Source organism: Deltaproteobacteria bacterium (assembly GCA_019309045.1).
GTDB lineage: Bacteria > Desulfobacterota > Syntrophobacteria > BM002 > BM002 > JAFDGZ01.
Map to the genome: position 1 here is coordinate 1 of JAFDGZ010000029.1, position 12,805 is coordinate 12,805.

The following is a 12,805-nucleotide window of genomic DNA, read 5'->3' on the forward strand; positions in this document are numbered from 1 at the left end:
ACAATGACCATGACCTTGAGGTATGCCCACCTGAGCCAGGAGCACAAAAAGAAAGCGGTCAATCTGCTCAATGGATTGACCGCCTCGCCAATTTCTACATGTCACAAGAGTGCCACATTTAAAAAATCTTCAGCTGCAGCAAAAAGCTAAGTATTTGATTTTACTGGTCGGGACGAGAGGATTTGAACCTCCGACCCCCTGAACCCCATTCAGGTGCGCTACCCAGACTGCGCCACGTCCCGACTGCTGGCTATGTAACACTATCTCGACAGGGTGTCAAGCAGTTGCTCGCGTATGAGTAGGACGGGGAGGGCTGCAGCTGCCTGTTACTACTGGTTGCCAGATGGTTATGGTGACAGCTGCTCTTGATGAATTAGCGTCACTTTTTCGAGGTCATGTTCAACTGTTTTCATCGGCTGCAATTCTTTCCTTGAAGTACTCTATAGTACGACCAAGACCTTCCACAAAGGGCACCTCTGGCTGCCAGTTGAGTTTGCTTCTGGCAAGGGTGATGTCAGGCTGCCTCTGGATTGGATCGTCAGGGGGCAAAGGGCCATACTCTATCCTGGCCTCGGAGCCGGTGGCAGAGATGATCTGCTGCGCCAGTTCGAGAATGCTTATTTCATGCGGATTTCCTAAATTTACTGGTCCAAGGAGTTCATCTTGTTCCATGAGCTGCATCAGCCCTCGAACGAGATCGCTCACGTAGCAAAAAGAACGCGTCTGCCTGCCGTCGCCGTAGATAGTCAGCGGTTGTCCCCGAAGTGCCTGAACAATGAAGTTGCTCATTACCCTGCCATCGTTGACTGCCATTCGAGGCCCGTAGGTGTTGAAAATCCGGGCGATTCTGATGTCCACCTGGTTCTGGCGATGGTAGTCCATCATCAGAGTCTCTGCAACCCGCTTGCCCTCGTCGTAGCAGCTTCGCAGTCCCACACAATTGACATTCCCCCAGTAAGACTCGGGCTGTGGGTGCACCGTTGGATCACCATAGACTTCTGAGGTAGAGGCCTGCAGAATTCGAGCCTTTACCCGCTTGGCAAGACCGAGCATGTTCAACGTTCCCATGACGTTTGTCTTGACAGTCTTTACAGGATTGTACTGATAGTGGATGGGTGATGCTGGGCAGGCCAGGTTGTAGATCTGGTCAACTTCAAGAAGTATAGGGTTGACCAGATCGTGGCGAATGAGTTCGAAACGGTAATTGCCCAGGAGGTGTTTGATATTTTCCCTGCTGCCGGTAAAAAAGTTGTCCAGGCATATGACCTCATTGCCCTGTCGCAAGAGACTGTCACAGAGATGACTGCCTATAAAACCAGCGCCGCCGGTTACCAGAACTCTTTTAGCCATGCGATTCTCCGTCTTTTATGCTGCCAGGGGTTCCAGAGCAAGACAGCACATTGCCGGCAAGTAGCAGCAAATCCTCATGGATGTTGCTACTGATTTCGTTTATTAGAATATGTACACTGTATCACGCTCCACATCAATGCTCTTGGCAGATTAGCCAGATTTGTGCCAAGCGGTCCGTGTTATTGGTTATCAGGTGGTCAGGAACAGGGCCTCCGGCAAGAATTGCCCGAAGCGCTGTATCTGCCTGGCGCCCAGGAACTTGCCACATGCACCCGTTTTTTCAACCCGGATAACTCAACAAACTCAATAACCTATAAGCGTCAACCCGCAACTCGCAAACCGACCTCAAATTATCCTTGAAGCACTGAGATCGTTTCGCTATAGTAGCGGCACGCAGAGTTAGAAGAAGGAGAAGCCCATATGGCCGTTGCTCGGAGAATTCAGGAGGCGATCGAGCGCTCTTCCTGGATACGAAAGATGTTTGAAGAAGGCGCCCGCCTCAAAGCTGTGCATGGTGCTGACAATGTCTTCGACTTTAGCCTGGGGAATCCTGATGTAGATCCTCCTGCTGCCTTCCGCCACACTCTGACCAGGGTGGCGGCAGAGGAACGCCCTGGCGTGCATGGCTATATGCCCAATGCCGGCTTCGAGGAGACGCGGTCTGCAGTAGCTGCCCAGGTAGGCCAGGAGCAGGGAGTATCGCTGGAGAGCAGGCATGTGGTAATGACCTGTGGAGCGGCAGGCGGGCTGAACTGTATATTCAAAGCACTTCTTGATCCTGGCGATGAAGTGGTGGTGCCGGCACCGTACTTCGTGGAGTATGGCTTCTACGCTGAAAACCATGGCGGCAGGTTGTCTGTGGTGCCTACACGAGATGATTTTACCCTGGATCTCGGCGCCATAGAGGCAGCCATTAATCAGAATACGAAGGCGGTTCTTCTCAATTCCCCCAACAACCCCACTGGACAGGTCTATGATGCCTCCAGCCTGAACAGACTAGGAGAACTCCTTGAACAGCAGAGCGGCAAGCTGGGGAAAACACTGTTTTTGATTTCGGATGAGCCTTACCGCAAACTGGTATATGACGGCGACACCGTTCCCAGTGTGTTCAAAGCGTACCGCAACACCATTATAACCAGCTCCTATTCAAAGGACATATCACTGCCAGGAGAGAGGATCGGCTATCTGGCAGTTCATCCGGAAGCCGATCAGGTGACTTTGCTCATGGACGCCCTGGTGCTGGCAAATCGTGTTCTCGGATTTGTAAATGCCCCGGCATTCATGCAGAGAGTGGTCAGAGACCTGCAAGGCAGCTGTGTTGACGTGAACCTGTACCAGACCAGGAGAGATTTGTTTTGCCGAGGCCTGACCGAAGCGGGATATGAAATGATTACTCCCCGCGGCGCCTTCTACCTTTTTCCCAGAAGTCCTATTGCAGACGATGTTGAATTCGTGCGCATGCTGCAAGAAGAGAACATCCTGGTTGTGCCGGGGAGCGGCTTTGGCAAACCTGGCCATTTTCGAATTTCCTATTGTGTGAGTGAAAAGACTATCAGCCGATCTCTACCGGGTTTTGCCAGGGCGCGATCGCGGGCTCTGTCTTGAGTTAGAAAATAATGGGCGTCCTATTGGGGCGGGGGGAAAGACTATATCCCATATTCAGACAGGGCCCTGGGCCATGAGCAACATCGAAGCAAGCATCGCTGAATCTGACCTTTGCTTCACGATGTTTGGTGGTTTATGAGAGAAGAAATCTATGTGAAAAGGTATGCCGAGGGCGACATAGCTCCCAGGTCGTCGGGTTTCAAGAAGATGGCATTGATAGTGGGGGTCATGGCGCTGTTGACTCTTGCTGGTCTTCTTTCCTGGCAGTCGTGGAAGCAGAGGAAGAATGTCAGGCCTTTGCCTCTCGGGAGGACGAAAATAGTGCGCCGCATTCCACCGGCACCGCCAGGAGTCTCGATTGTAGTTGAAAAACAGAGGGCAATCGTAGCCGCGAAGCATGAACAGCATGTCAAGGCCAGGGGTGAGGCTTTGCCGAAGCCCGAAGAAAGTGCGGCGCTGGCAGCCAAGGAACCTCTGCAAGAAAAGACAGAATCTGCAAAGCCGCTGCCAGGGCCGGCTGCTGTAATGCAAGAAACAACAAAGGGAAAAAGCGAACCTCTACCTGCCGCCACGGTGGAAAAACCAAGAAGGAAACCTGCGGTTGCCAGCAAATTCGCCATTCAGGTGGGAGCCTTCAGATTGGCGGAGGGCGCAGAGAGACTTGTGAAGCAACTCAGGGAAAAAGGCTATGATGCTTATGTAGACAAGAGCCTGTTGAAGCAGGGGGGAAATATATATCGCGTCCGCATTCGCGGTTACAAAAACATAGAGCAAGCGAGGTCAGCCATAGCCAGACTGGAAAAGGACGAGGGAATGAAGGGGTTCCCGGTAACTCTCAATCCCTAGTCAGCTGTTTGACGAGTTCATTCGATAACGTGACTGCTGCCATCTCTTGGGCTGTCTTTATTGGCTCCCTCGAGCGTTGCCTCGACAGGCTCTCCACCACAAGCTACCCTTGACAGCGTTACCTTGACAAACCAGGGAGAGGCGGCACGGGCGGAAGCGAGATGCCCGATGAGGTCGGACTCGGGCCCACTCCTGCGATTGAATTGTCCCAATGCCAAGCGGCATGTGCCTCATGGTGGCTTCGCTGCGGCGATTTTTGAATGACACTGATCAGCGTTGCGCCAATGGTGCGAACACAGCACACCTTTTCAACGCACAGCAAACGATTCTTGTTGCCGAGAAAAGGCACAAATCCTGCTACTTCTTGCCGCATTGACCCATATCTGTGTGCAAGTTAGACTGAAGTATACTGATGCTTTCAGTCTCAGCAACTGCTTGAATATAGAGGGATTGAAGGACATAAGCTGTATGAGCCAAGTGAACATGGAGCCAGCCTATCTGCAGAGCTACCAGAGCGGCGTCCTGGCAGAGCGCATCGAAGCTGCTCTCAGCATACTCGAGTGCTGTTGTCTCTGTCCCAGGCGGTGTGAAGTAAATCGTTTGGCAGGCAACACAGGCGTATGTCAAACAGATCGGCAAGCCGTGGTTTCCAGCTATAGTCCCCATTTCGGCGAAGAAGATCCATTAGTTGGCAGCGGCGGTTCGGGCACTATCTTTCTTGCTTACTGCAATCTGCAGTGCGTATTTTGTCAAAATTATGAGATCAGCCACCTGGGCGAGGGAAGCCCCGTTACTTCCGCTCAGCTTGCCGACATGATGATTTCTTTGCAGAAACGGGGATGCCACAACATCAACTTTGTTACTCCCACTCATGTGGTACCTCAAATTCTCGAGGCTCTGCCCGGGGCCATTGACAAAGGTTTGAGGCTGCCACTGGTATATAACTGCAGCGGCTACGAAGAAGTGGACACCCTGAAGCTGCTCGACGGTGTCTTTGATATCTATATGCCGGACTTCAAGTTCTGGCAGCCAGACGTTGCTGAGAAATTTTGCGCTGCGCCCGACTATCCTGAGAAGGCGAGAGCCGCGGTCAAAGAAATGCACAGCCAGGTCGGAGACTTGCTGATTGACGAACAGGGAATCGCCTGCAGGGGACTATTGATACGGCATCTAGTGATGCCTGAGGGTTTGGCGGGTACAAGAGATATCATGAGGTTTCTGGCCAAAGAGATCTCGACAAACACTTATGTCAATATCATGGCGCAGTATAGGCCTTGCGGCGAAGCGCACCGTTTTCGTGAGTTGAGCCGAGCCTTAACTTCAGACGAATACCGGGACGCTGTGCGGATTGCCCACGAGGAAGGCATTCATAGACTGGACGAGCGGCGGCTGGTGCGCTTGTTTCACTGGCTGTGAAAATTGCGGACCCTATCATTTATGAACACTCCAGAGCGGACTATTGTTATTGGAGATATCCACGGATGTCTGCAAAAACTTGAAGCGCTGATGCAGCGGATTGATCCTCGTCCCGGTCGTGATCAGCTTGTTTTCCTTGGCGACTACATTGACAGGGGCGAAGATTCTTATGGTGTTCTCGACTATCTCGTTGAGGTGAAGAAAAAATACCCACAGACTATTTTTCTCATGGGAAATCATGAAAAGATGTTTCTAGACTTTCTTGCAGGTGAGGAACAGGCGCTTTTTCTTCACAACGGGGGGGTGTCGACTCTGAAGAACTACCTGGACAAACTCGACAATTTCAATGCTGCCACCGGGGAGGATTGGGCTGCGCACGTTCTGGAGCATCTGTTGCCCGAGGCGCATAAAGAGTTTCTCGAGGATTTGCTGCCATATTACGAGACAGAAGATTTCATCATGGTTCATGCGGGCTTGCGGGAAGGCGTGCCACTAGAGAAACAGAGCCTGGAAGATCTGGTCTGGATTCGGGAGGAATTCCTGTATTCGGAAAAAGATTTTGGCAAGAGAGTAATTTTTGGCCATACCCCTTTTGCCAGGCCTCTGGTACTTTTCAACAAGATAGGCATAGATACAGGGGCGGTGTACGGCAATACGCTCACCTGCGTCCTCCTGCCCGAGTTGAAATTTGTAAGCGTATAGGCAGAAGAACCGCCGCTACCTCAAAAAATTCCCAAGGCCCAGTGGACCTTGCAAGATTGATCTTTTTTGTTCTATATTATGGTCAGGCGACGACAGATCGCTCATTGCCAACTGAATATTTCGTGAATCGCGCTTGAACAAGAGTGCGGCAAATCTCAGAAAGTGCCTGGCATTCGAAGTGTTGGTGCTGATAGCCTGAAACAGTTTGGCCATTGCCAGGTGGGCGGCACGAGCGGTTCTGCGGGAGGCATGCAAGCTGAGAACACGTTCGTGTGCACCAGGGGTGGCAATTCACGAAATGCCCTAAAGAGCGATGGGCTGGTGTTTACCTCTGGATTCATTTTTTCGACCTCCATGCGGGCAGCCATCGATTCAACAGAACTCAGCCTTGATTATCTCATCGCCAGAAGTGGCTTTATCGGCAGACTAATACTCAACCTCTATCGTTTCATGAGAGAGGGAGAGGAAGCATGTCTGCCGGCTGATTGCGGCGTCAAATCCCTCTGGTTGCGGCGCCAAAGGCTGCGGCGCTTTCTGGCGGTCTCCGGTATCAGCAGGCTGGTGGATATTCTTTATACTTACTGGATCGGTGGTTCTCTTACCCGCAGTGATCAACTTACCTTTGCCAGACTGCACGGGCTCGAGGGTCGCGCCCACATACTCACTCTGGGCAACGCACTTGGCTGCGGCATCCCTTGCGGACTTGGCTATCTTGTCCTGGGGCATGGCTTTGATTTTCTGGCAGGCCTTAATTCATATGCTGAACTTGTATCGCTGCTGGCAAAGCACACTTCTGTTGGCATCGGTCTAGTGAGCCTGCTTGTTGACGCATTTCGGGCAATTGATGCATTGTGGCACCGGCGCTGTTGGGCACCATTTGGCTTTCTTCCCCTGTTAATCAATTTGCCGACCTATTTGAAAAGGTTCGCACAGGCCGTCTCTGCGGGGCCTGTTTCTAGAGCGAGGCAGGATACGGACTGCAGAGCCTAGCGCGGATCTTTCCAGGCACTACCCCCCGGGAGTGGCTGTATTACAGGACTGCCACTTTTGTCGGCTGGATTCGGTTTGAAAACCAAACGACACCGGATCTTGTAGGATCTGGCTACAAATTCCAGGGGAGCACGGCAGGAGGTTGCGGCAGGCGGCTCGAGCCGGTGCGCTGCGAAGGAGAACTCATGTCTGCAGCCCGGCCAAGCCCCTTGTAGATACATCTGTTCCAGCCACTCTTAAAGGGTGGCTGATGGCATAGCATGTGCATAATAAGCTTGCTGCCGAGCGCTATCTAGAGAGCAACTGGCTGTCTACAGGAACTGCCGTCACACTGGCTGTTGGTGGTCGCTGTAGGCAGTGGAGAATAATATAGAAAATGAGAAATCCATGCCCACTAAGAGAATATTTCTTTGAAATACTAAAGAGTTAGGCTATAGGAGAGCCATCCGGTGGCCCGATTGCCGCAAGAAGCATGCTGCCCTTAGACGGCGGGGATTTTGCAGGTGAGCGGCAGTCTGCCTGCTGCAATGGAGCAAACACAACACTGCTGCAAAGGGGACCACGTCTGAGTGTCAAATAAGACATAGAGGAGGAGAGAGGCAAAACTATGGCTCGAATTGATGCATTTTTCAAACTGATGCACGAGCAAAAGGCTTCCGATTTGCACCTGGTGGCGGGGCAACAACCTGTGCTCCGTGTTCGAGGAGAAATGGAGAGAGTTAAATACAAGGTGCTGGAGAATGACGAGCTCAAAGGCATGCTGTACGAAATTACCCCGGAAGAAAAAATCAAGATCTTCGAAGAGACCGGGGACATGGATTTCGCTTATGAAATTCCTGGACTTGCCCGCTACCGCGCCAACTACTTTCAACAGAAGAATGGCATCGGCGCTGTGTTTCGAGAGATCCCCAGTGAGATTCTTACAGTTGAACAGCTGCAGCTGCCTCCCGTTGTTGCCAAACTTGCTATGCTGCCGAGAGGACTGGTTCTTCTCACAGGCCCCACCGGCAGCGGCAAATCCACCACACTTGCTGCTATCATTGATGAAGCAAACCGCAAGCGCAAAGATCATATCATCACCATTGAAGATCCACTGGAGTTCGTTCACGAGAGCAAGAACTGCATCATCAACCACAGGGAAGTATTCACCCATACCAAGTCATTTGCCGCTGCTTTGCGGGGAGCCCTGCGGGAGGACCCAGATATAATTCTGGTAGGAGAACTTCGCGACCTGGAAACCATAGCGCTTGCCATCGAAGCTGCCGCCACCGGCCACCTGGTGTTAGCAACTCTGCACACCACCAGTGCTGCCAAAACTGTGGATCGAATCATCGAGGTTTTTCCTGCGAACGAGCAGGGCCAGATTCGCTCCATGCTGGCAGATGGAATTCGGGGGGTGGTATCGCAGACGCTGTTCAAACGGATAGACATACCAGGGCGTATTTGCTGCGCTGAAATTCTCATAGCAACGCACGCGGTGAGAGCTCTAGTCAGAGAGAACAAGACATATCAAATCCCAACAGCAATTCAGACAGGAAAGAAATACGGTATGCAGACACTGGATGACGCCATTATGGCCCATCTCAAGGCGCACAGGATCAGTGCGGAGGAGGCATACCTGAAGTGTGAAGACAAGGAAAAATTCCGGCCCTTCCTGCGCACTCCGCCGGCCGACTTTACTGAAGTCTGATGCGTTACCATGGGCGGGAGGCAGGAATTGGCAGGCTGAGTGCCCATGAAGTGCCCAGGAGATCAGGCCGGCTTTTTAGGAACTCTGCATGGGCGGTAAGTAGCAAGAGGCAAGGTATTCTCGCCGGGCAGACAGGAGTACAGTCCATGCCTGGCAGTTCAATGACATGCGGAGAGCTCCGTTGCTACGCGTCGTTGTTGACAGAAAACACTTGTCAGAGCCGCCGGGAGAGTCTGATATGAGAAAGAGAGAAATTGACCATTTTCTTCGCAAGATGCTCGACCATCATGAAAATGTCTCAGACCTTATTGTGACCGTGGATCGACCATTTCAGGTGGAGTACGACGGCGTGCTCGACGCTGTACCCATGGATGTAGCTATGGACACCTTGACGCCTTTTCAGGCCGAGATATTTGCCCTCAACCTGTTGGATGGAGACCGCCGCAACATTGAAATGCTTCTCAGCGAGGGCTCATGCGACCTCTCATATCATCTTGCTGGCAAGGCGCGTTTCCGTGTCAATATCTTTACCCAACGCGGTTACTATTCAGTAGTGATGCGCAAGCTGGAGACACAGATTCCCACAATTGATGATCTTCGCTTGCCGACCATTTTTAAACAGATGGCTCAGGAGAAAAACGGTCTCATTTTTGTAACCGGTGCTACGGGGAGCGGCAAGTCCACTTCACTGGCGGCAATATTGAACGAAGTAAATGATCACCGTCCTGTCCATATTGTAACTCTGGAAGATCCGGTTGAGTTTGTACACCACCATAGACTAGCCACTTTCAACCAGCGTGAACTGGGCAGTGACTTCGATACATTTGCCAGCGGTCTGAGGGCGGCTCTCCGACAGGCCCCGAAAATTATCCTCGTTGGAGAAATGCGCGATCGAGAGACCGTGGAGATAGGCCTGAGTGCAGCAGAAACAGGACACCTGGTACTGACTACTCTACACACGGTCAATGCGGGACAAACCATAAACCGTATACTCGGCATGTTCGACACCGAGGAGGAGAAGCAGGTGCGGATTCGACTTGCCGACGCTGTACGCTGGGTGGTTTGCCAGCGGCTTCTACCGAAGGAAGGCGGCGGCAGGGTGGCAGCCTTTGAGATAATGGGCAGCGATATTCGCACCAGAGAGGTTATGCTTCAGGGTGAGAGTGAAGGGAAGACGTTTTACGAGATAATTGAGGCAAATCGTTCATTTGGCTGGTGTACCTTCGATGATTCTATCCTGGGTCTGTACCAGGAGGGGCTCATAAACCAGGATACCGCCCTGGCTTACGCTTCCAAAAAAGCAGTGGTCAGACGCGGCATTGATCGCATCAAGGCAGCCCGCGGTGAGAAGGTGACTGACATCGAAGGACTCGAAATGGACAGGAGCTACGGCAGGGCGATTCAGTAGAACTGTCTGCATGCAGAAGGAGAAGTGGTGAGAATAAAATGCAGCAACTGCCAGGCGGTTTTTCATCTTGCTGACGATAAAGTGCCTCGAGGGAAGGCAATCAGAGCCACCTGCAAGAAGTGCAACCAGCTCATAACCGTTGAACCGCAGCCGGCAGGGGAGCGCGGAGGGAATGATGCCCTGGATGCAGAGGTGGGATTAGATGAGAGAGTGGCAGAGGTCACTGATGCTCCTACTGCCATCAGCATGGATCTGGGCATGGAAGGTGCCTATGAATCTCCACTGGAGGTTCTCGAGGAGGGGGCTCAAAGCGCCCTCGTCTGTGTTGATGATCCCGAGCGTTTAAAAGCAGTAAAAAGTGCTCTCAAGGAGCTGAAATACCACACCAGTGTTGCTAGTTCTGTCAAGGAGGCCCTCAGCAAGCTGCGCTACAATTACTATGATTTGGTAATGCTGGATGAACGGTTTTGCGGAGAAGAGCCAGAAAACAATACCATCTTGCGGTATTTGCAGCCAATGCCGATGGCTACGAGGAGACGGATCTTCCTGGTGCTCATCAGCGGCGACATCAGAACGCTTGACAATCTCACGGCATTTGCCAAGAGCGTCAATGCAGTGGTAAACGTTGCCGACCTCAATAAGCTGAAAATAGTACTGGAACGAGCTCTTGCCGAACATCGCCGTTTTTACAAGGTATTCCTGGATACGGTTGAAGCCTTCGGCACTATCTGAATGCAGAAAGCGCTTGATCGGTATGAAACGAGCGTGTTTACAGGGGCCCTAGTCTCCTGACGCTTCTCGCAGGCACAGCAGCAGCCGAGGCCAGATAGAAAACGCCAAGAACCCAACAAATCCTCCAAACTCAACAAACCCAAGAAACCCCAAGGAACACATCAATCCGCAGCCCATAAATGGTGATTTGCTATCATATATCGCTGCCAGACAATCGCTCCTCCCGCATGATTCCCGATAGTGGATAACTGATAATGGTTAATGGCAAAATGAAAGTGCACCTGATAGCCAATATCGTCAACCAGGTGGGAGAGGGAATTGGAGGCACGGCAAAGAGTTGGTAGCCGCAGGCTTTAGACTGCGTTTTCCTGTGTTGATATCTATTTCGGCAAACAATTGCGCCATGGCGCCATTGTAATACTGGCGGCAGACTCGGCCTTCAGGTTAGCCGCCAGCAATCGGCTGGTGAAAGGGGTGCATTTTCATTTTGCCATCAACCGATAATGAATACCCGCTCAGGCTGAATTCGGCAGCGAAATTCCTGTTGCCTTGCTGTCTCATTCGACGTACATTATAAGCAGAACAACCTGTGGCTTGACAGGAAAGCATTTTGCTGGATTGCTCGAATTGGAGACGGCCAACTAGCCAGATGCCAGGTATTGCAGCATGAAGTTTTTTGCCCTCTGGAAAAGAAAAAAGAGTGTTCACGAGTTGTATCTGAGAATTGACAATTGCCGCAGCACAATATCGCAAGTGACTGCAGCTTTGACAACCGAGCAGCTGGATCCTGCTGTGGCTTCACGCTTTCGTGAATTGCAGAGAGCTTTGCAGAAAGTGGACGTGGCCCAACTGCGTGAAAGAGATATGCAAAAGATTGAAAAGGCCACCAACAAGCTTCTTGCTGATTTTCGCAGTCTTTATCTTGTGGGCAAGCTGAAAAACATTCACGAGGGATTTTTGCATTAGCAAAGATTTTCTCTTTACTTTTCTGACAGACTGCCTCCTTTTCAATCGACGAAGCGGCAAACAAGTAGAGTGACAAGATCTGCTTGACATGGTAGAAGGTTGAGTCTATAAGAACGTCGACGAATCGTAGGGGACGTAGCTCAGTTGGGAGAGCGCAGCGTTCGCAACGCTGAGGTCGTGGGTTCGACTCCCATCGTCTCCACCAGAAGTCAATCCACCGCGGCTGGGGTCGCGGTTTTTTTTGAGCCGAGATGGGCCACGTCTACATCTGTTGACAGTGCCGCAGCCTTCCTTTATAGTGCCAACGACTAGAGACGGTTGTTTTCCTGGTAATTCTTGTTCACTACAAATGGAGATCGCTGGTGGCAGAGCGGACAGCAAGCGTGCAGCGCAAGACAAAGGAGACCGAAGTCTCGGTGGTGCTTGTTTTAGGCGGTGCCGGCAAGAGTCGCCTGGAGACCTCCATCGGCTTCCTGGACCACATGCTCGATCTTTTTGCCACCCATGGCCGATTTGACCTGGAAGTACGAGCTCGAGGAGATCTGCAGGTCGACCAACATCATACTGTAGAGGATGTGGGCATCTGTCTTGGACAGGCCTTCAAGGAAGCACTGGGAGATAGACGTGGTATAGGTCGCTATGGTCAACAAGCAGTTCCGATGGACGAGGCCCTGGCCTCGGTGGTCGTTGATCTGTCCAATCGTCCATACCTGGTGTATCGGGTCCCGGAGCTGGCGGAGAGGGTGGGTGATTTCGAGACGCAGTTGGTGCGAGAGTTTTTCTACGCCTTTGCCCAGAACGCCGGGGCCACCTTGCACGTCAATGTGCTATATGGAGAAAACAGCCATCACATCCTCGAGGCTGTCTTCAAGGCGTGGGCGCACGCCATGCGCAAGGCGTGCCGCCTGGAGCCCGGAATGGGAGAAGTGCCGTCCACTAAAGGTGTCTTGTAAGCATGGGAAAAGATGGTCGTTACTTGACAAGCAGTCGAGCATGGATTAATAATGATCAGTAACAGCTGACGCGGGGTGGAGCAGTTCGGTAGCTCGTCGGGCTCATAACCCGAAGGTCGCAGGTTCAAATCCTGCCCCCGCTACCAG

At 52.0% G+C, this 12,805-nt stretch carries 11 protein-coding genes and 3 tRNA genes; 12 read left to right on the top strand and 2 right to left on the bottom strand.

What is annotated here, in order from left to right; translation table 11 throughout:
• Positions 1–164: 164 nt before the first annotated feature.
• Together JRI89_08035 and JRI89_08040 are read right to left on the bottom strand one after the other, a co-directional pair.
• Positions 165–242 (bottom strand) — tRNA-Pro (locus JRI89_08035).
• Between the two features lie 157 nt (positions 243–399).
• Positions 400–1,350 carry an SDR family oxidoreductase gene (locus JRI89_08040; GenBank protein ID MBW2071191.1) on the bottom strand — a complete coding sequence of 317 codons (951 nt, stop codon included), beginning with the start codon at positions 1,348–1,350 and terminating at the stop codon, positions 400–402.
• 420 nt (positions 1,351–1,770) lie between these two features.
• On the opposite strand from JRI89_08040, the gene JRI89_08045 reads away from it, so the two are divergent.
• The 12 genes from JRI89_08045 to JRI89_08100 all read left to right on the top strand — a co-directional run bounded on the left by JRI89_08045 (position 1,771) and on the right by JRI89_08100 (position 12,804).
• Complete coding sequence (locus tag JRI89_08045; GenBank protein ID MBW2071192.1) at positions 1,771–2,955, top strand: pyridoxal phosphate-dependent aminotransferase; 1,185 nt, start codon at positions 1,771–1,773, stop codon at positions 2,953–2,955.
• Positions 2,956–3,090: 135 nt separating this feature from the next.
• Positions 3,091–3,801: an SPOR domain-containing protein gene (locus tag JRI89_08050; protein MBW2071193.1), complete on the top strand. Its 711-nt coding sequence runs from the start codon at positions 3,091–3,093 to the stop codon at positions 3,799–3,801.
• Positions 3,802–4,284: 483 nt separating this feature from the next.
• Entirely contained in the window at positions 4,285–5,217 is a 933-nt protein-coding gene (locus JRI89_08055) for a 4Fe-4S cluster-binding domain-containing protein (protein MBW2071194.1), read from the top strand.
• A gap of 21 nt (positions 5,218–5,238) precedes the next feature.
• Positions 5,239–5,919 (top strand): serine/threonine protein phosphatase, encoded by a 681-nt coding sequence (locus JRI89_08060; GenBank protein MBW2071195.1) that lies wholly within the window; start codon positions 5,239–5,241, stop codon positions 5,917–5,919.
• Positions 5,920–6,168: 249 nt separating this feature from the next.
• A complete protein-coding gene (locus JRI89_08065; GenBank protein MBW2071196.1) occupies positions 6,169–6,909 on the top strand; it encodes a hypothetical protein in 741 nt (246 codons plus the stop codon).
• Between the two features lie 607 nt (positions 6,910–7,516).
• Positions 7,517–8,599 carry a type IV pilus twitching motility protein PilT gene (locus JRI89_08070; protein MBW2071197.1) on the top strand — a complete coding sequence of 361 codons (1,083 nt, stop codon included), beginning with the start codon at positions 7,517–7,519 and terminating at the stop codon, positions 8,597–8,599.
• Positions 8,600–8,837: 238 nt separating this feature from the next.
• Entirely contained in the window at positions 8,838–10,007 is a 1,170-nt protein-coding gene (locus JRI89_08075; GenBank protein MBW2071198.1) for a PilT/PilU family type 4a pilus ATPase, read from the top strand.
• A 27-nt stretch (positions 10,008–10,034) separates the two neighbouring features.
• Positions 10,035–10,739 carry a zinc-ribbon domain-containing protein gene (locus JRI89_08080; GenBank protein MBW2071199.1) on the top strand — a complete coding sequence of 235 codons (705 nt, stop codon included), beginning with the start codon at positions 10,035–10,037 and terminating at the stop codon, positions 10,737–10,739.
• Between the two features lie 666 nt (positions 10,740–11,405).
• Positions 11,406–11,705 carry a hypothetical protein gene (locus JRI89_08085; GenBank protein ID MBW2071200.1) on the top strand — a complete coding sequence of 100 codons (300 nt, stop codon included), beginning with the start codon at positions 11,406–11,408 and terminating at the stop codon, positions 11,703–11,705.
• A 129-nt stretch (positions 11,706–11,834) separates the two neighbouring features.
• Positions 11,835–11,910 (top strand) — tRNA-Ala (locus JRI89_08090).
• 157 nt (positions 11,911–12,067) lie between these two features.
• Positions 12,068–12,658, top strand: a complete 591-nt coding sequence (gene hisB / locus JRI89_08095; GenBank protein MBW2071201.1) for an imidazoleglycerol-phosphate dehydratase HisB — start codon at positions 12,068–12,070, stop codon at positions 12,656–12,658.
• A gap of 69 nt (positions 12,659–12,727) precedes the next feature.
• Positions 12,728–12,804, top strand: a tRNA-Met gene (locus JRI89_08100).
• Position 12,805 lies beyond the last annotated feature (1 nt).